The 17,784-nt window shown below is 65.6% G+C and carries 23 protein-coding genes; 13 read left to right on the top strand and 10 right to left on the bottom strand.

The annotated features are described in order from the left end of the window. Window positions 1-183 precede the first annotated feature (183 nt). Window positions 184-471, top strand: a complete 288-nt coding sequence (locus QPJ90_RS17715; protein WP_354670500.1) for a helix-turn-helix domain-containing protein — start codon at window positions 184-186, stop codon at window positions 469-471. Window positions 472-569: 98 nt separating this feature from the next. Here the strand turns inward: QPJ90_RS17715 and QPJ90_RS03985 are convergent, their stop codons facing one another. From QPJ90_RS03985 to QPJ90_RS03995, 3 genes are all read right to left on the bottom strand, one after another. Next, the gene (locus QPJ90_RS03985) at window positions 570-1,340 is read right to left on the bottom strand and encodes a hypothetical protein (RefSeq protein ID WP_290133182.1); all 771 of its coding nucleotides are present in this window, start codon (window positions 1,338-1,340) and stop codon (window positions 570-572) included. Further along, entirely contained in the window at window positions 1,337-2,017 is a 681-nt protein-coding gene (locus QPJ90_RS03990) for a DedA family protein (protein WP_290133183.1), read from the bottom strand. Before QPJ90_RS03990 ends, QPJ90_RS03985 begins: the two co-directional genes overlap by 4 nt. A 96-nt stretch (window positions 2,018-2,113) precedes the next feature. Then, entirely contained in the window at window positions 2,114-2,872 is a 759-nt protein-coding gene (locus tag QPJ90_RS03995) for a hypothetical protein (RefSeq protein WP_354670501.1), read from the bottom strand. A gap of 410 nt (window positions 2,873-3,282) precedes the next feature. Here QPJ90_RS03995 and QPJ90_RS04000 point away from each other — a divergent pair, with 410 nt between their 5' ends. Then, window positions 3,283-4,254: a HAMP domain-containing sensor histidine kinase gene (locus tag QPJ90_RS04000; RefSeq protein ID WP_290133185.1), complete on the top strand. Its 972-nt coding sequence runs from the start codon at window positions 3,283-3,285 to the stop codon at window positions 4,252-4,254. Next, on the top strand, window positions 4,251-4,910 hold the full coding sequence (locus tag QPJ90_RS04005; protein WP_290133186.1) for a response regulator transcription factor: 660 nt from the start codon (window positions 4,251-4,253) through the stop codon (window positions 4,908-4,910). Before QPJ90_RS04000 ends, QPJ90_RS04005 begins: the two co-directional genes overlap by 4 nt. A gap of 325 nt (window positions 4,911-5,235) precedes the next feature. Here QPJ90_RS04005 and QPJ90_RS04010 read toward each other — a convergent pair whose 3' ends face one another. The 3 genes from QPJ90_RS04010 to QPJ90_RS04020 all read right to left on the bottom strand — a co-directional run bounded on the left by QPJ90_RS04010 (window position 5,236) and on the right by QPJ90_RS04020 (window position 7,215). Further along, the gene (locus tag QPJ90_RS04010) at window positions 5,236-5,865 is read right to left on the bottom strand and encodes a LysE family translocator (protein WP_290133187.1); all 630 of its coding nucleotides are present in this window, start codon (window positions 5,863-5,865) and stop codon (window positions 5,236-5,238) included. Window positions 5,866-6,079: 214 nt separating this feature from the next. Continuing rightward, window positions 6,080-6,739 (bottom strand): hypothetical protein, encoded by a 660-nt coding sequence (locus tag QPJ90_RS04015; protein ID WP_290133188.1) that lies wholly within the window; start codon window positions 6,737-6,739, stop codon window positions 6,080-6,082. Continuing rightward, window positions 6,724-7,215, bottom strand: coding sequence for a hypothetical protein (locus QPJ90_RS04020; RefSeq protein WP_290133189.1), 492 nt, complete (start codon window positions 7,213-7,215; stop codon window positions 6,724-6,726). Before QPJ90_RS04020 ends, QPJ90_RS04015 begins: the two co-directional genes overlap by 16 nt. 446 nt (window positions 7,216-7,661) lie before the next feature. Here QPJ90_RS04020 and QPJ90_RS04025 point away from each other — a divergent pair, with 446 nt between their 5' ends. Continuing rightward, window positions 7,662-8,183 (top strand): DUF4265 domain-containing protein, encoded by a 522-nt coding sequence (locus QPJ90_RS04025; protein ID WP_290133190.1) that lies wholly within the window; start codon window positions 7,662-7,664, stop codon window positions 8,181-8,183. Window positions 8,184-8,191: 8 nt separating this feature from the next. Here the strand turns inward: QPJ90_RS04025 and QPJ90_RS04030 are convergent, their stop codons facing one another. Continuing rightward, complete coding sequence (locus tag QPJ90_RS04030; protein ID WP_290133191.1) at window positions 8,192-8,629, bottom strand: VOC family protein; 438 nt, start codon at window positions 8,627-8,629, stop codon at window positions 8,192-8,194. A gap of 93 nt (window positions 8,630-8,722) precedes the next feature. Here QPJ90_RS04030 and QPJ90_RS04035 point away from each other — a divergent pair, with 93 nt between their 5' ends. Continuing rightward, window positions 8,723-9,112: a hypothetical protein gene (locus tag QPJ90_RS04035; RefSeq protein ID WP_290133192.1), complete on the top strand. Its 390-nt coding sequence runs from the start codon at window positions 8,723-8,725 to the stop codon at window positions 9,110-9,112. Window positions 9,113-9,164: 52 nt separating this feature from the next. Then, the gene (locus tag QPJ90_RS04040) at window positions 9,165-9,371 is read left to right on the top strand and encodes a hypothetical protein (RefSeq protein WP_290133193.1); all 207 of its coding nucleotides are present in this window, start codon (window positions 9,165-9,167) and stop codon (window positions 9,369-9,371) included. Window positions 9,372-9,398: 27 nt separating this feature from the next. On the opposite strand, the gene QPJ90_RS04045 is transcribed toward QPJ90_RS04040, so the two are convergent. Next, the gene (locus QPJ90_RS04045) at window positions 9,399-9,629 is read right to left on the bottom strand and encodes a hypothetical protein (RefSeq protein ID WP_290133194.1); all 231 of its coding nucleotides are present in this window, start codon (window positions 9,627-9,629) and stop codon (window positions 9,399-9,401) included. A 750-nt stretch (window positions 9,630-10,379) separates the two neighbouring features. Between QPJ90_RS04045 and QPJ90_RS04050 the strand changes: the two genes are divergently transcribed. Beyond that, window positions 10,380-10,874, top strand: a complete 495-nt coding sequence (locus QPJ90_RS04050; protein ID WP_290133195.1) for a hypothetical protein — start codon at window positions 10,380-10,382, stop codon at window positions 10,872-10,874. A 293-nt stretch (window positions 10,875-11,167) separates the two neighbouring features. On the opposite strand, the gene QPJ90_RS04055 is transcribed toward QPJ90_RS04050, so the two are convergent. Next, window positions 11,168-11,599: a hypothetical protein gene (locus QPJ90_RS04055; RefSeq protein ID WP_290133196.1), complete on the bottom strand. Its 432-nt coding sequence runs from the start codon at window positions 11,597-11,599 to the stop codon at window positions 11,168-11,170. A gap of 32 nt (window positions 11,600-11,631) precedes the next feature. After that, window positions 11,632-12,039: a hypothetical protein gene (locus tag QPJ90_RS04060; protein WP_290133197.1), complete on the bottom strand. Its 408-nt coding sequence runs from the start codon at window positions 12,037-12,039 to the stop codon at window positions 11,632-11,634. A gap of 1,071 nt (window positions 12,040-13,110) precedes the next feature. Between QPJ90_RS04060 and QPJ90_RS04065 the strand changes: the two genes are divergently transcribed. The 6 genes from QPJ90_RS04065 to QPJ90_RS04090 all read left to right on the top strand — a co-directional run bounded on the left by QPJ90_RS04065 (window position 13,111) and on the right by QPJ90_RS04090 (window position 17,567). Further along, window positions 13,111-13,563 (top strand): helix-turn-helix domain-containing protein, encoded by a 453-nt coding sequence (locus QPJ90_RS04065; protein WP_290133198.1) that lies wholly within the window; start codon window positions 13,111-13,113, stop codon window positions 13,561-13,563. A gap of 130 nt (window positions 13,564-13,693) precedes the next feature. After that, window positions 13,694-14,164, top strand: a complete 471-nt coding sequence (locus QPJ90_RS04070; RefSeq protein WP_290133199.1) for a TetR family transcriptional regulator C-terminal domain-containing protein — start codon at window positions 13,694-13,696, stop codon at window positions 14,162-14,164. Between the two features lie 172 nt (window positions 14,165-14,336). After that, window positions 14,337-14,585 carry a hypothetical protein gene (locus QPJ90_RS04075; protein ID WP_290133200.1) on the top strand — a complete coding sequence of 83 codons (249 nt, stop codon included), beginning with the start codon at window positions 14,337-14,339 and terminating at the stop codon, window positions 14,583-14,585. A gap of 125 nt (window positions 14,586-14,710) precedes the next feature. Then, window positions 14,711-15,589: a toll/interleukin-1 receptor domain-containing protein gene (locus QPJ90_RS04080; protein WP_290133201.1), complete on the top strand. Its 879-nt coding sequence runs from the start codon at window positions 14,711-14,713 to the stop codon at window positions 15,587-15,589. Window positions 15,590-15,936: 347 nt separating this feature from the next. Next, window positions 15,937-16,140: a hypothetical protein gene (locus QPJ90_RS04085; RefSeq protein WP_290133202.1), complete on the top strand. Its 204-nt coding sequence runs from the start codon at window positions 15,937-15,939 to the stop codon at window positions 16,138-16,140. A gap of 1,136 nt (window positions 16,141-17,276) precedes the next feature. Beyond that, window positions 17,277-17,567: a helix-turn-helix transcriptional regulator gene (locus QPJ90_RS04090; RefSeq protein WP_290133203.1), complete on the top strand. Its 291-nt coding sequence runs from the start codon at window positions 17,277-17,279 to the stop codon at window positions 17,565-17,567. The last annotated feature ends 217 nt before the right edge of the window (window positions 17,568-17,784 follow it).

Raw genomic sequence — 17,784 nt, forward strand, 5'->3', positions numbered from 1 at the left:
GACTTACGCACCTCTGCGAGACTCCGTCGTATGGATGTGTTGCAGCTCCTAGGTCTAGATTTTCGCGCACTACGCGAAGAGGTTGATCGCGCACGGCGCTTCATGGACCGCTCGCGTCACCTTCCGATAGCGCTGAACGACGTCGCTGCCGCAGCCGGGATTGGACCACGCCGCCTCCAGGAGATGTTTCGAGAAGACACCTCTGCGCCTCCCATGCACTTCCTGCGGCTCATCCGGCTCCTGCACGCACGGGAACGCCTGCTTGACCCCGACGAGCAGAGGTCGATACGGGAAATTGCAATCGCTGAGCAGATCCCTCATGCGCCACGGTTCACCCAGCGCTACGCGGCGATGTTCGGCGAGCTCCCTTCGGCTACCGCCGCTCGCGTTCGATTGCAGCGACCACCGATAACTTCAAAGCCCACCGACAGCTACTTTGACATCCAAACGATGGAATACCGCCGGCGTTGAGGGAAATCAAACATCTTGACAGTGATCGTCTGAGGCAGTGACGACGTGCTGATCGTTCCCGTCACCTGATCCAACCGCGTCGGTCGATAGGGGATGGGTCAGCGGACGCTTCGGGCCGCATTGGCTGACGGTGCCTGCTGCGTCTTGTTCGTCCAGACGACCCCGAAGGCGATGGCAACGATGAGGACCGCGCTGCCGAGCCCAGTGCCGACGTCGAGGCCGCCTCGGCCGTTCGGGACAGCAACCCAGTCGGCGAAGGACGCGCCGACCGGACGGGTGAGGACGTACGCCGTCCAGAACGCTGCCACCGGGCCGAGGACGCCGCCGAGCCGACCGAGGACGATGAGCGCCATCAGCCCGACGAAGACCAAGCCGCCACCGAGGTAGCCGAAGTGCAGGGTGCTGGCGGCGAGGTCGCCGGCGGCGGTCCCCATCGCGAACGTCGTGATGACGGCAGCCCAGTAGAACAGTTGCCGGCGGGTGCTGGTGATCGTGTGGACGTCGACGGTGCCCTCGACGCGGCGCCACAGGACGAACACGACGACTAGGGCAACCAGGAACACTGGCGTTGAGACCGCGTACGGGACGCCGAGTGCGACGTGGGTGACGTCGGCGACCATGGTGCCGAACACACCCACCATCGACACCGCACCCCAGTACAGCCAGGGCCGGTACCGGTCCGCTCGGAGCTGCGCGGTGAGGACCACGGCGAAGAGCACCGCGGTCATCAGCACCGTCGGGACGGGGTCGAACCGGGTGACGAGGAAGTCGGAGAGCGATTCCCCCATCGCGGTGGTGAGGACCTTGATCACCCAAAACGACGCGGTGGGCTCAGGCACCCGGCTCTGCGGGATTGTCGTGCTGCTCACCGCTCGCCGGCTGTCTGGTCGCTGACTGCCCGATCGTGGGCCGTCTGCCGGGCAGGAGCCGCGGAAGCGTCCCGGCGTTTCCGGGCGACGTGGCGCTTTCGGAGGGCGCCGATGATGATCGGGAGGATCGAGACGAGGACGATGACGATCATCAGCGCGTCGATGTTGTGCGCGACGAGCGGGATGCCGCCGAGGAGCACGCCGACTGCGGTCAGCCCACAGGCCCAGGCGATCGCGCCGATGAGGTTGAACAGCAGGAACCGGCGGTAGTGCATCTGAGCAGTCCCTGCCGCGAGGGGCACGTAGGTGCGGACGATGGGGACGAACCGTCCGAGGACCAGGCTCAGGCCTCCCCACTTGGTGAAGAACGCTTCCGCTTCGTCGAGTCGGGCGGTCGTGAGGATGCGGGCGTCGTCCTTGAACAGGCGCCGACCGTAGCGTTTCCCGATCCAGTAGCCGACCTGGTCCCCCGCGATCGCGGCGACCGACGCGACGACCGCGACTTGCCACGGTGCGACGCCGAGGGTGCTGCTGATGATCGCGGCGGTGACCAGGAGGGAATCGCCGGGCAGGAACGGGAACAGGACCCCGGACTCGATGAAGATCAGCAGCGCGATCCCCGCGAGGACGTACGGGCCGAAGGCGTGCAGGACGGACGCTGCGTCGAACAGGCTCACGGCCAGTGGAACGGTGGAGAGCACGAGGTGCCTTTCACAAGTGAAACGGGCTGGCGCGGCCGCCGCCCATGTCGACGGCGGCACCAGTGGTCGGGGTCAGACGGTGAGACGGCTGCGCTGCGCGGGTTCGTCGCGGCGGAGACGGATCACGAGAACGCTGATGATCGCGGCGATGACGACGAAGAACACGATGCTCGTCGTGATCGTGCCGATGCCCAGGCCGCCGTCCTTCGTCGACGCGGACAGCAGGTCCCCGGTGGACGCACCGAGGGGACGGGTCAGGATGTACGCGATCCAGAAGCAGAGCACCGGTCCGCGGCGGCCGATGAACCAGACGGCAGCGGTCAGGGCGATGGCGCCGGCGAAAAGCAGCAGGGACGGGAAGTACCCCAGCCCGGTCTGCTCGGCGATGAGGTCACCGGCGGCGGTCCCGAGCGCGAAGGTGAACAGGATCGCCAGCCAGTAGAACGCCTCCCGACGGATGGTGTCGATGCTGTGGATCGAGAGGGTGCCCTCGACCCGGTACCAGACCGCGAACACGGCCAGGAGAGCGACCCCGAAGACGGTAGTGCTGACCGCAAGGGGGACGCCAAGGCCGTCGGTGAGGTTGTCCGTGACGCAGGTGCCGACGATGCTGATCAGCACCACGGTGACCCAGTACAGCGGCGGTCGGTAGGCGCGGGACCGGAACTGCAGGACCAGGAACACGGCCAGCGCGACCGTCATGATCAGTGTCGTCAACGGCAGTCCCAGTCCGACGGTGTCACTGAGGAGGTCAGCCGCGGTCTCCCCGACGGTGGTGGCGAGGACCTTGATGATCCAGAACGATGCGGTCGGGTCCGGCACCTTGTTCATACGGGTCCGGGCAAGCGGGGTCACTGCAGGCGAGTGGGACATCGTGTTCTCCTCGTCGGGACGAGCCGTGCCGCGTGGGCCGCGGGATCGGCGATGCTCCGACGCTAGGAACGGGTGCGCAAGACTTCACCAAGAAACGGACCCGCGACCAGACTCCCGCTTTCTTGGCTGTTCCTTGGCCAGCGATGGTCAGGCTCGACCAGCTGGTACTGCTCTGAGTGAGGCAGGATCGAGCCAACACGGTGACGCCGGAACGCTTCCCCCCCCCCCCCCTCGCGTTCCGGCGTCGCTCGCTCGGAAGGGGTCACATGTCGGACGGATGGCGATCGGCGATTGCAGACACGCTGGCTCGATGGTCGTTCCGCTCAGCGTCGGAAACGGACCCGGACCGGCTGGCGTACCGCCGATCAGTGATCGGGATCGCACTCCGGGTCGCGGTCGTGTCGGCCGCGCTGGTGATCGCGATCATCATCCTCGTCGTGGCGTACGTGCTGTGGCAGCTGACACCGAACCAGCTCCACGAGCGTCCCGGTCCCACCGACATTCACATCTACCTCGACACCATCGACCTCAGCATCGCGGTCATCGGCGTCGGCGGTCTCGCGATCATCCTCGCCGGGATCGCCGCCTGGATCATCGCCCGCCGAGCGGTCCGACCGATCGCGGAAGCCGCACGGATGCAACGCACCTTCGTCGCTGACGCCAGCCACGAACTCCGCACCCCGCTGACGGTGCTCAACGCTCGCGTCCAACGGCTGCAACGTATGACACCGGCCGACGACCGGCGACGCCCCGTCGTTGACGAGCTCCGCGGTGACGCGCAGATCCTGATCGACATCGTCAACGATCTCCTCGAAGCAGCCGCCGGCTCCTCCGACCCCGACGGGAGCGCCGACCTCCGGGCCGTGATGGTGTCGGTGGATCGCGACATGACCGTCCTCGCCGCGGACCGGGGCGTGACGCTCGTCGTCGAGCCGAACGACGCACGCGTGCGGGTGTCCGAGACGCAGCTGCGCCGATGCCTCACCGCGCTGACCGACAACGCGATCGGCCACACCCCACCCGGCGGGCGGGTCCGGGTCACCGCGACGACCACCGGGAACCGTGTGACGATCCGAGTCGCAGATGACGGGCCCGGCGTGGTCGGCATCGAACCGGCTCGCGTGTTCGACCGCTTCGCCCACGGTACAGCCGCCGAAGCGGCAACGACCAGCACCCGCACCGGGTACGGCATCGGCCTGGCACTGGTCCGAGACATCGCCGTCCGAGCTGGCGGCGACGCAGTCGTCGAACGCACGGACAGCAGCGGAACGGTCTTCGCAATCCACCTCCGGACCGCACCGAACAACACATCGGAACACGACCCGAAGGACCGAGCATGATGCCCCGACTCCTCCTCGTCGAGGACGACCCCCGGCTCGGCCCGCTCGTCGCCGACGAGCTCAGCGAGCAGTGGGCCGTGACGCTCTGCACGGACGGCGAGTCCGCGCTCGAGACAGCCGCCGCGGAGTACTTCGACGTGATGGTCATCGACCGTCGGCTCCCGGGTATCGACGGCACCGAAGTCGTTGCGGAACTACGGCAGCGACGCATCAGCACCCCCGCACTGATGCTCACCGCTCTCGGAGCGGTCCATGACCGTGTATTCGGGCTGGATGCCGGCGCGAACGACTACCTCGTCAAACCGTTCGACTTCGACGAGCTCACCGCCAGGCTCCGTGCACTCACCCGCGACTACACCGGTGTCGGCAGCAGCATCGAGATCGGCGGGTGGGCGTTCTACCCGGCAGACAACAGCATCACCTCCCCATACACGGGACGAGTGATGCTGACCGAGAAGGAGACCGCCCTGCTCCGACTGCTGACCAGTGAGCCGACGCGGGCGTTCACCCGGCAACACCTGCTGTCCGCGGTGTTCGACAACGGTGAACAGCTCGGCACGGTAGACACCTACATCCATTACATCCGACGGAAAACCGACCGGGATCTCATCAGCACCATCCGCGGGGTCGGGTACCGGCTCGGCACACCCGTCTGACCGCGCCGCTCAGGGCTGCGAAGCATGAAGTATTCCTAGTCGTCGAGGAGGCCTTCGTTCTCCGCTTCTGACGCCACCGCCAGCAGCGCAGCCCCGGCCGCTCCGATGACCACCAACAGCAGCACCACGGCCACCGCAACCACGATCAACACCACGGAAACCACCTCCACGCTCACCATCGCGGCAACACGCCAAGGAATCACCCAGTCGCCTCAGCGGGTCAACGCGACCGGACGCATCATGCGTCGTCGCAGCGTCCTGGCCGAGAGTGCTGGTAGCGCGAGCGCGCCTTTCGAGGCGTCTCAATGGCCGATGGACCGCCGGGTCAGTGGCGTTCGAGGACGAGGCGTGCGCCGAATCCGATGACGACGACGCCGGCGATGCGGTCGATGATCTTCAATGCGCGAGCGTTCGCGAGCCAACGACGCGCTGCCTGGGCTCCCCCGATGATGCCGGCGAACCAGAGCAAACCGATCCCGTCGTGCACTCCCGCCAGGAGCAGTCCCATCCCGAGGTGCGAAGCGCCTTCCGGAATGAACTGCGGGATCGTTGCGACGTAGAACGCGCCGATCTTGGGGTTGAGCAGGTTCGTCCACGCCCCAGTCAGGAAACTCCGCCAGAGCGGCATCGGGGTGGCCGCCTGGTCGAGGGCGACGGGCTCGTGGCGAAAGCTGCGGACGATGAGCATCACGCCGAGGTACGCCATGTACGCCGCGCCCACAATCGTCAGCGCCCGGTACGCCAGCTCGGACGCCGCCAGCAACGCCGCCGCTCCGACCGCAGCCGCGGCACCCCACGCGAGCGCACCGACGCTCACACCGAGGGCCGTGACCGCTGCATGGCGTCGGGACTGCGTCAGCGCTGACCGGAGCACCAACGTCGTGTCCAGGCCCGGGATCACGGTCAGGACCGCAGCGACAGCGGCAAATCCGAGGAGCGCAGAAGTGATCGACACCTCACTACGATACGAGCAGAAGGGCGTCTCGATAGCCGCGAGGAAGCCGCCGACTGCACGAGCCGTCAGGCGTACCCGCGGACGGTTGACGCATGACGCCCCGCGAACAGGCTGACGCTGCCGACGACGCACTCGACTGGTTGTGCGAGGGCTTCGACCTCCCGCCTAGTGACGCAGAAAACGCGAGCCAAATGGGTGCCCGATAGCCGATCGGCTATCGGACAGTGTGAATGACTTCGAGGGCCATCGAGTGACCTGTCGCCCGATATCGCGCGAGCGCGACCGTCGCTTCCGTGATGTCGCCGAACACAGTGCGCCTGTGTCGCTGCACGTATTCGGCGGCCCGTGGTTCGGGAACTGCCTTCCGGTGGACGCTGATGGAGATGTGCGCTGTGTCTCGAACGAACGCCATCGGCGGCGCTACGCCGTCATGTAGGTCCGCCGCCGCCTGACGCATCTGTCGCCGGATCGGAAGCAGCGTCTCGTCGTCGAAGCCCTGAACGAACACGCCGGAAGGCGAGCCACCGAGCCCATTCAGCCGAACGTTGACCTCCAACAAATCGCGGGCACGCTCGACCGCCTCGACGTAGTGCTCAACTGTCGTCAGCGCGACATGGTCGCGGTACGGCTCCAGGCTCGTGACCGTCAGGTGCAGGTCGGCGCCGTCGTAGATGTGGTGCTCGCCGGCGTAGAGGCTTCCGAGTTCAGCGGCGGCCGCGCTCACCGCGTCGGCCACGTGCGCCGGGGGAAGCAAGACGAGGCTGAGACCCCAGCGTGCGTCGCCGTCGACAGGGGCGTGGTCCACGCAGAGGCTGCCGCTGTCGAATGACCCGTGCGCTTCCTTCAGCGAGTCGTACTTCACGCCAGTTGCCATCCCGTCACGCTATCTGCCCGCCACCTCGACGTGAGTCGCTCGAGGAAGTGCATCGGAGCCAACTGGGCGAGGTCGGCTTCCCTGTAGCGGCCGAGGTAGACGTCGACGAGTCGTACCGCTGTTCCGATCGTGGCTTGCACGTGCGCCCAGTCGGCGGCGAGCTCGGTCAGGACGGGCAGTCGGGCGAGGTCGAGCGATGCCGCCGGCGCGGTCGTGACGGAGAGCGCCTCGAGCCGGTCTCCGAGGACAGCGATCGGGCTGAGGTCCGTGATCCACCGCGCGGTGATGTGTAAGCGCGTGATCGTCGAAGGGAGGTCCTCGATCAACCGCAAGGTCGGCTCCGAAAAGCCGTGCGCGTAGTTCAGCCACAGCGCGGTCGAGCCCCTGCGCCGCAGCGTCTCCGAATCTTCCGACGACCAGGGCCCGGTGACCGTGAAGACCGTGCCACCTGGCACCGACACTTCGCCGAGTGTCACGGGCGACCACGCTGGGGTGGGCCGACCGTGATGGGGAGGTGCACGCGCGCAGTTAACCAGCGCTAGCGACCGGAGCGCAATCACCACCGAACGCGCTGGCGCCTGCGCTGAGGGACCTGCTACTGAGACGTGAGCCACGAGGAGTAGAGGGAAGCGTGTCAATTTCCGCTACCCAGATATGGGGTCCGCTGCCGCTCGTCGTCATCGGCACGGCAGTCCTGATCACCTTCGCGCTTGTCTTCCTCAACTCACGGCGTCGCAAGTAGAAGCGGCGGGCGGCGTGTGTGGTCATTGCTGGTCGGCTAACGGGTGTTGACCATCGCGTCCTCGGGGCGGCCGACGATCGGACGCCCCAGTAGCTGATCCTTAACCGGGCTCGAGGTCGGGCAGTGTCGTCGATCGGAACCGAGTGCGTTCGAGTGCACGGCGAGGGATAGATTGCCGCCATGAGCGAGTATCGGCAGCACCCCAGTCGGACGGCTGAATGGGCCGGATCTTCGCTCGCGCCGACGCAATCGGCGTCCGCCGCGGACACCGAAGTCTGGTTCGCGCTTCCCTCCGACTCCGGTGACGTGTTTTGGGAAGCGTTGAACGCAAAGACGATCGGGCCGGACCTGGTGCAGGTTCGTGCAGTACCCGCATGGGTGTACGGCGTGAACTTCAACGACACAGTGGCCACCGTCAGATCCGCGGAAGGATCGATCGTGGCAACGAGCGTCAGCCAGCGCGGCAACCAGGTCACCTTCCGACTCTGGCTCGGCGAAGATCCGGACCTCGCCGCGGCGTGGCTGTCGATCGCAGGACGCTACGCCCAGCGTGGGTGTCTCGTCGACGCGATCTCGGAGAACCTCATCGCCCTGTCCTGCCCCATCGAGAACGCGCCCCTGATCCGCGACCTGCTCATCCACGAGGAGCAGACGACAGCGCTGACGTGGGAAGACGGCACCCCTGCCAGCCCCGTCCACTAGCCGATCGGCTATCGGGACGGGGTGCGCGGAGTGACGAAGATGCAGAAGGGGTGGCCGGAAGGGTCAGCGAAGACGATGAGGGGTTCGGCGGCGTCGGCGGACCGGTCCGTCAGGACTGCCGCTCCGAGGCGTAGGGCACGAGTCCGCTGCTGTTCGAGTGCTGCCGTCGAGTCGACGGTCAGATCGAGGTGGAGCATCTGAGGGGGTGAGCCTGTCGGCCACTGTGGTCGTGGCAGGTCAGGAGCGAGTTGGAAGGCCAGGCGGCGAGTTCCGTCGTCGGCGGTCAGCACCAACCACTCGGGCTGCTCCGACTCGTCGGCGACGGGCGCGTCACCATCGCGGTACCGGAGTCCCAAGAGTGACCGGTAGAACTCGGCCAGCTCACGCGGTGCAGGGGTGTCGATGACGGTCTGCAGGAGGTGTGGGACCTCGTCGGAGGAGTGCATGCCCCTGTCTACCGTCCGGACCGTCATTGGCTATCGGACACCGACGGGTGTTCATAGGCTGCATCAGTGGGGGCTGGTGACGCGAGACGACAAGTGCGACGCTTCGCCCTCATCCCCGCACTGTGGATGCTCGGTTTCAGCGTCGGCACGCTGACTCATCTGGCCGAACTGATCGCCGCGGGGGTGAACGTCTACGGCAGCGCACCCGAGCCGGTCCGATGGTTCTGGGTCTCGCTCACCGTCGTCGATCCTGTGATTGTCGTCCTGCTCCTGGCCAAGCTCCGAGCAGGTGTGCTCGTTGGAGTGGCCACGATGGTCGCGGACGTCACGGTCAATTGGCTGGCGGCGTTCACACAGCCGGCCCTCGCAGGGCCCGGGCTTGTCACGCAGCCGGCGTTCCTGCTGTTCCTGCTGCTCACCGCCCGGCCGCTCTGGAACTCTGTTGGAGCTACGCGACCTCGCCGTCCCCGTCCCGATAGCTGATCGGTCATCGAGAGGGCGACTGGACCGATGTGCGCGGCGTAACTTCACGGACGTGACCACTCGACGCGTCCTACTTGCTGTGCTCGGCGCTGTACTGATCGTCGCCGGGTTCGTGCTGATGGCCACGTCAGACGGCAGGCTTGACCGACTGGTGGCGGTCCTCGTCCTCTTCGGCGGAGCGGCTCTGGTTGTGTTCCCTACAGCGCGTCCGAGCCGCGAGGCGCTCGTGCGCTACTGGAGTCGGTACGAGAAGAAGTAGGCACGGGATCGGCTGGAAGACCATCGGCTAACGGACGCGTTGGTTCTGCTGCGCACGGCGCTCCCGTTCCTGCTGTCGAGCGACTCGCGGTCCCAGCGCGATCAGAATTGTTCCGGCAACAGCGGCGGCGACGGTCGCAGCAAGCAGTGGTGGCCAAGGCGTGAAGCCCGTGGTTGCTGCCAGGACCGTCAGGACGATCAGTGCCGCGGTGAGCGGGCCGATGGTCCACGCCATCCAGAGCCGGTATCGACGCATCATTGCCCCCATAGTGCTCTGGCTTCTCGGAGAACGATCGGCTGTCGAGACCGTCGGCTAGTCCCGCAGGTAACCCGTGACCGGGTCCACCTCAAGGAGGAAGGCGCGGATCTGGGCGATGACGTCTTCGTCTGTAAGCCGCGCCGCTAGCACCGCCGAACGTTCCGCAACGCTGCCACCGCCTTGCCAGAGTCCCGCCGAACCCGTAGTTGCGGTTCGGTCCGGACAGCCATGTCAGCTGGTACGACGGGCCAGCGATTTTCAGGCGGAAAGACTCCCCGTCCACGACGAGTTCCCGCTTTGTTTTCGAGTTGTCCCTGGTTATCAGGGGATCCTTTCGCTCGGGCCTGAGGCTACGGCTTAGTGTCGTGGCGACGCGCGAGCTCGGCTTCCCCGCCCGGTCAACCATCGTCCGCCGAGACGTCTTCAGCGGTTCCTCCGGAGGAACAGGATGACCGCGGCGGCGGACACGACCGCGACGATCGGGATCCAAATCCAGACGGGGAAGGACCCTCCGCCCCCTGGGGCAGCGCGACTGAGAGAGGGAGCATGGTCACACGCTAACCATGGCAAGCGTTCGGTGACCGATCCGTTGCGGGACGAGCCGACCACCCCCATCTCATGAGCCGGCGACTGCGGCGACGCGCCACCTCCTGGGCCGGCATGTACCGATCTGTCTGCCAGGATTGTGTTGGGGGCTCCGCTCGTCGCGCTTTCCATCGCAACGCACCACGAGGTCGAGGAGACCGGACCATGGCAATTCCGAAGCACATCATCGCAGTCGCCGCAGTCGCCGGTACCCTGCTCACCGCAGTTGCTGCTGCCCCCGCCAACGCTGCCACCGCACCAGCAACACGCGATATCGATGGAATCTCCGTATCCGACATTGCGGCGCTCTCCGACACAGCGACGAAGGACGACGTTCTCGAGTACGTCGCCACCGACCCCACCACTACCACAACAGACTCCGCCACCGGCGAACTCGTTGCCGTCTCTCCGGTCAGCACGATCTCTACCCGCATCAGCGAACGCAACAACTGCCAGAGCGGCGACGCGTACTGGGCATCCGCGGGAACGCTCTACACGAACAACTGCTTCTGCGGGTCCGCTGGCACCTTCACCTTCCCCAGCAAGGGCACCAAGTCATGCACTTTCTATACGGGGAAGTACACCGCCCGTGATTCCTGGCTCAGCGGAGGAAATACCCTCTGGGGCCCGCGCCAGAACCCCGGCTCCACAACACCTTGACCGCCGTTGTTGACGTCAAGGGCGCACAGATCTTCTAAACCCGCGAAACTCGTGTCGCCACGCGACGCAACACATTCACGACACAGGCCGGCACCCAAGGTAGGGAGCCGGCCTCCGTCGTCCACGAGTCACCGCGGCACTGAGCTGTCTCGATAACCGATCGCACACCGATACCGGTCTAACACTCCCCACAAAGTAGGAACCCTGCCGCTGGGATCCCGTTCCGCATTCCAACGCGATCTCATGGCGCAGTGCCCTCGAATCGATCGATACGAGAACACTGCGGTGATCAGTCAGTCGCGCGTTCGGGTGCGCCTGTGCAGGATGGCTGTGGTCAGCATTGCCGCGCCCACGAGGGTCGGGTACCCGCTGGCGGCACCATACGCGATCGCGTTCGCCGGGTTCGACCACGCACCGGGAGCAGAGGACCACGCGAGCTGATCAATGAACGCGAAGGCAACGAAAGCGAGCATCACGATGCCAGCGACAATCCCAACGATGCGCCACCGCCACCCTGTGACGACGGCGACAGCGATGACGATGGCGAGCAGCAACAGCATCAACGGGTTCACACCGGAACCACCCGGGACCGGCGCCGATCCCACGACAGCCGTGACGTAAGACCCGATCATGCCGACCAGTACGCCAAGGATCGCCAATGCGACAGCCGCGGCCATTGGACGTCGATCGCTGTGCGACGCGGAGTGAGCTTCCGAAGCAGTCATGATCTCTCCTTTACTTCTTCGCCTCAGCGCGACTAGATCGCGCAGGCCAGGTTCTTATCAGGGGACAGCGACGTGGTCGACGAGCCGATCGCATTCTCCGAATGCCACTTCTGCGTCGAGGTGTTCTTGCACTTCGCATTCGTGGCCCAGTACGTCGTCTGGTTCGGAGCCGTGGTCTGCTCGTCACGGTCGCGGTAGTGCCACGAGGGCGGTGCGTACGACGACAACAGCCCGACAACCGTCACACTGCCGGAGCAACCCGCGCTGCGACCGTAATCGTGGTACGACCAGGCGTAGCCGCTTTCCTTATAAGGAGTCTGGACCGTGTCCTTCACCGTGCAGCTCGCAGTAACCGCACGCTGCACCACAACACCGTCTTTGTAGTTGACCTGCACGCTCTGCCCGGGCTCGAGCTTGCCAACGTCGGTCAGCGGCGTCATCGAATCGACAGTCACCGATCGCACGGAGGCGTCGCTGCCCCTCGGCGTTACAAGCGTTGAATCCGGCTGACTCCGCAACGCCCGTACCGCTGCGCTATTCACCGGGACACCCTCAGATGTCCGGTCGATGACTCGGTCCACCCCAGACGCCTCTGCCACGTCTGCGGACAGAGTCTGGGCACTTGCCGGGCCGGACGCAAACAGCGACATGCTCACCACCCCCAACGCACCGATGGACCCCACCCACATCCTCGGCGTGCTCTTCCTCACAAGTTCCCCCTCAATCGTCCTTGATTGCTTGCTGGCCCCCACACCGTAGACCGATCCGTCTGCAGATGACGATCTCGATCACATAACGGATGCGGAGAAGGAAACTTCACTTCGAACCGACCAGAACAAACTCACCACCGCCCACCCCCGACTCACCACCCAGCGGATGCGTCGCCGGCACCTGCTCCCTCCCGGCTCCGTCGCTCTCGGACGGAAGCATCACGCCCAACGACATGGGGCCGGCTCAACGGCGTCACACCCATTCGGATACGCGGTTTAGACCCGTGACGGACCGTCCGGTAGCCGATCGGTTATCGAGACCTGTCGGACGAGTCGTGCGCGAGAAGGCGTCGTGAAGCATCTTCGATGAGCTCGTTCGCCGTCCTGGCTGAGATGCGGCGGCTCGCGGTGAACGTGGCGATGCCCTGCAGCAGAGAGGCGACGAGCGCTACTGACCCGCCACACAGTCCGTGTGTGGTGGGTTGGAGCGATGGATCAGCGATGCGGAGCAGTGTTCTGGGACCGATCGTGCTCGAAGCCTCGTGAGCATGCCGGCCCTCACCGGCACGAGGGTGACGGATGCTTCACGCAGTGGGATGCTCCGCATGATGTGCCTGATGCGGAAGCCGCACTGTTCCTGGACGATCTGATGTCGTTCGTCGACACGGTCGGGCCACCTCGCACCCGGTCTGCCTGATCGGCGTTGCCGAGGGCCTCGCGCATCGTGGCCTCCCGGTATCGGGGATGCGATGATGACGTGTGGCCCAGAGGCTGGTTGGGGGTGTGGTGAACGATTCGGTGGTGGCATCGCTCGGGTACGACCCGGTACGGATCACTCCTGTCGTGCAGCGTGCGCTGCAGTTTATGGATGAACGGCATGGCTGCGTTCTCGAGGTAGCGGATGTTGCCAATGCTGTCGGCATGGGTCCGCGTCGATTGCAGGAACTGTTCCAGATCGCGGTGGGTGAGTCGCCGATGAGCGTGCTTCGCCGTATCCGGCTCCTGCACACCCGTCGTCAGCTGTTGGATTCTGGTGAGGAGCGCACCGTCGGGCAGATTGCTCGGGCTGCGCAGCTGGTGCACCTCGGGAGGTTCTCTGGCCACTACGCTGCCGCGTTCGGAGAGGCCCCATCAGCCACGATCGCGCGCGTTCGCGGAACGGCACATCATCATGCCGGGGAGCGGTTCCCGCACCGATTCGACGTGCACCGCATGGAAGCGCACTGGCCCAGCCCACGGCCGCCAGCCGAGTAGTCGCCTTGAGGTGACTCCTCCGCCGCGGCCGTCAGGTTGTCACCGTCGTCTCGAACCACGGCACAAGCGCACGGTGGTGTGCCGAGACGAACTAAGCGGGCACCAACCGCGCGCTTGTTGCCGTAGCCGGGTGCTGCTGGCAGCGACCATGGAGCGGTGGACGCTCACGATCTCCGGACCGTTGGCGCCCCTGATCGGCGAGCAGGGCACCGTCGCGTTCCTGCGCGCGCTCCTCGCCGCGCATGCGGAGGAGTCGGCGCTGATGGAACTGTTGGCGTGGAGCCTGGCGTCCGCGGCGGACCCGACCGTGGACGGTGCTGACTACTACCGGTCCACGTACCGGCGGTTCCGGCAGGTGGTCCGGGACGGTCTCGCAGCGGACGTGCGGGAGGGCCGCGAGCCGGGGACGATGGACCCGCTCCGTCGTGCCGAGCAGCTCCTCGCCCTCTACGACGGGCTCCACCTGCAGGCGCTGCTGACGAGCGACACGGACCTGGTCGACTCCTTCGACCGGGCTGCGACGCGGATGAGTCGGGTTAGCCTGCAATCGGCTCGGTTTGAGCATGCTCCTGGGTCACGGTTCACCGTCCGTTCGCGGTGAGGTCGCGGCGACGGTGCCAGGTCAGTGGGGCACTGGCACCGTCGCAGCGATCGGCTACAGGCACTACGGGCCCGCTGTCGGTGCCGAGCCGAGCGCCGGTGTTCAAGCGGAGTCGCCGATGACGTCTCAATTCCCGATCGGCTACCGGACGGCGCGTACCTAGACTGCTTCGGTGAGTAGACAGACCCCGGGACCACGTTTTTTCAGACGCCCGAAGTCCTTCGCCGGAGGGGAGGTCTGGATCGTTCAGCACGATGAGTCACCGGACAACACGGTTCTGGGTGTTTTCGCAACGGACGCCGAGGCATACGCCTTCATGGACACGGTGAAGGACGACTACGAGAACGGTGTGATCTGCTCGAGCTTCCCCGTTCCGTACCGGTCCACCGATGGAGTTGTGCGCTACCAGACCGAGGACTGACGTCCCGCCCCGTCCGTTGGTCGATCGGCTATTGAGACCCCAGTTCCGAAGATTGGTCAGCGATGAGGCTTGAAGGCGGCAGGGTGCTGTGACGGTGGGACCCCTGCCTCGGCTACGGTCGCCACGTGAAGGTTTTCATCAGCTGGTCAGGTCGAGCTGAACAGGCGGTCGCTGAGGCGCTTCGTGATGCACTCAAGACATTGTGCGTGGGTCAAGCCGAGGTGTTCGTGTCGAGTCAAGACATCGCGAAGGGTGAGCGTGGTGTCGGAGTGATCGAGGCGCAGCTCGCCAGTACGGATTACGGGATCATCGTGCTGTCCGCAGCAAACCATGCGCGACCGTGGGTGAATTACGAGGGGGGAGCGCTGGCAAAGACTCTTGACAGCCCCGTATCGACGGTTCTCTTGGACATCAAGCCGAGTGACATCGACGGCCCGCTGGGTCCGTTCCAGGCGACGCGGTTCGAAGATCAGGGGGACATGAAAAGGCTTCTCTCTGAGGTGGCGGTTGCCGCCAGTCCAGAGATGCCACCCGGATCCATCGATGTGCTCTTTGAGTCCGTCTGGCCGGCGTTGTCTGCTTCGTGGAAGCCCGACGCCGCGGGTCGTCGAGAGCCGCTGCGCAGCAACCCCGACATGCTCGCCGAACTGATCGATCGAGTGCGGAACATCGAGTCCCAGCTGACGGCGGCGGACATGACATCCGTTGCACAGGCGGACGCGCTTCGCAGCAAGGCCATTCGTCGGCGCGCCCGGTCCGCCAGTTTGGGAGGTGTTGACCCGCATGATGCGCTCATGATGGATGACGTCATCGCGCAGGCTGCTGGTGGCCGTGTCCTGCTGCGCAGTGGCGGATCAGTCAACGGAGCTACTCGCATGCGTTTGGAGGCGACGGAGTGGGCTACTGATGCGGATCGCTTGGCTGCGGAGCAATCCCTGCGGGCGCTGATTCCCGGGGTGGCAATCGACTGGGTGATGAAGGATGGCGTGTCTCTCGCCCGGTAGCGAAAGCTGTTGAACGGCGCTGGAGCCCGAGGGCTGCTTGCGGGCGGCTTCGGCGTCTGCTGCATGAGGCCGACACGCAATAGGGCGGCCTCGACGATGCCTAGTAAGTCTTCACGGGGAACGGCCCCGCACCGTGTTTGGTGCGGGGCCGTCGTTTCCTGGTTACCCCTTGCGGGTCAGGTCGAGCAGGAACCTGGCGATCGTGACGGCGAGCGTCGCGATGCTGAGCCAGGGGATCTGTCGCCTGCGGCGGGGCTCGTTGTCGTCAGACATCGATCGTCTCCGTCGAGCGGAGCGTCCCACGCACAATCGGCTGCTGAGACGACCACGAGCGGTAGGTTCGCCACATGGACGTGGTGAGCGCGAAAGTGCTGGGTTCGATCGCCCTCGTCTTTGGGATCGTCTTCGTCTCGACGTCGATCGTGCGTCTCACGCGTTCCGACGTCGACCTGCTGCTGGTGGTGCTCAACACGGCGCTAGGAATCTTGTGGCTCGGCGCCGGGATCTGGATGTGGCGTTTCGGACTTCGCAAGTCGAAGGGCGACCGGTAGCGGATCAGTCAACGAGACCTTCAGCGAGCCGCTGCCGGTCGTCTCTGCCTGCGTCGTCAGCATCCGCGGGGCGACCGTCCGCGAGAGCCGACGATCGAGGCATACTCGTGCGAGTATTGAGTCATCCTTCACGCCCACGGAAAGGCGTGGGCGTTGCACTGCTCGCCGCACTCATCGAGTCGACCGAGGCCACCCCGTTGATCCTGTCCGGGGAACTCCTCGGGAACACCGCGTGACGCCGGTTTCGGTAGGGAATCAGCCGGCAAACGTTGACAGGCATCCGCCTCAACTACACGATGGTGCCCACCGACCCCGCGCCCGAACGGAGCCGACGATGAGCCGACAGCGTCACCCGACTTCGTCACCCACCCCAGCACCTGCTTCCTCGCCTCCGCAGCGGCGGTGGCGCTGGAACCTGCTGTGGACTTGGACCACAGAACAGGGAGTTAAAGCAGCCCTCGTCGGCGGAGTTTTCCTGGTCATCGGGAGCCTGATTACGTCGCACTCAGAGCAGGACTCGGCCCCGGCTTCGCCGATCACTGTAACCGCGCGGCCAGCCGCTGCGAAGCTAACGGTCGCCGACTCGTCGCGGAACGCCACAGTGTCGGAGGACGGGTTCGGGAACCACATCGTGCCGGTATCTGGATCGGTGTCCGGTCAACTCCGGGACGGGGAAGCGGTGTTCGTCGTGTGGCGAAACTTGAACGCTGCGACGGACGGTCTCGACATCCATGAACGGCACGTGACGACGTCGCTGCCGTGCACGGTGAAGGGATCGACCTTCCGTTGCGACTCTCCCGTGCTCGGGGCAAGCAGACCCCACTCGAGCACATCAGCGATCTGGGTGGGTGTTGCGTCCTCTAGCGCGACGAGGGCGCTCGCCTACGACTACTTCGCTCAGCAAAAGGTTGACGCGTCCGACGGCGGTCCACAGGCGGCGCCGGATGGGTTCCGAGTGGACGCGCAGTACCGAGTCAGCTGGCGGTAGAGATTTCGTCCACGGGCGTCGCATCAACCTCGCCCTGCGCAATCGCACCGCGAGAGCATCGACAAGACCGCACCTCTCCCGCCCATCCAGTGCTCGTCCAGCGTCGTCAGCTCACGCTCGCAGGTGCTGCACCTTCTACGCTGTACGCATGGCTCGTACTCCACGTTCGTTGCCGGTGGAGTTGACGCCGGCGCCGTGGCCGGACGCGCCGTCGGAGGATCCGTCTGCGGAAGTCGCTCGCCAGTTTGTGGTTCGTCTTCGGGAAGCGATGGGATCCCGGTCGTTGCGGTCCGTGGCTGAGCAGGTCGGCATTCACAACGTCACGTTGATGAAGATCCTCCACGGCCGCGCTTGGCCCGACCTTGCAACGATCTCGCGGCTCGAGATCGGGTTGAACGCCGAGCTCTACTCGTCCCACGATGTTCGCGGCTCGCACTAGACGTCATCCTTCGCCGGGGGAACAGATCGTCCGGTAACGACCATCTGGCGGAAGTAGCGCTCAAGTACGACGGCGCGGCCGTCGAAGCGATGTGCGCGGTGCCGCGCGAGGGCACAGGAGCAGACGAGTGTGCTGCTCTCGCGTCGATGAGCAACGTCGCGAGTTCGACAAGCGCTGATTCGAGCGGGCCGTTGGTTTGCACGAGCCGCTCACCGTT

Source organism: Curtobacterium sp. 458 (genome assembly GCF_030406605.1).
Lineage (GTDB): Bacteria > Actinomycetota > Actinomycetes > Actinomycetales > Microbacteriaceae > Curtobacterium.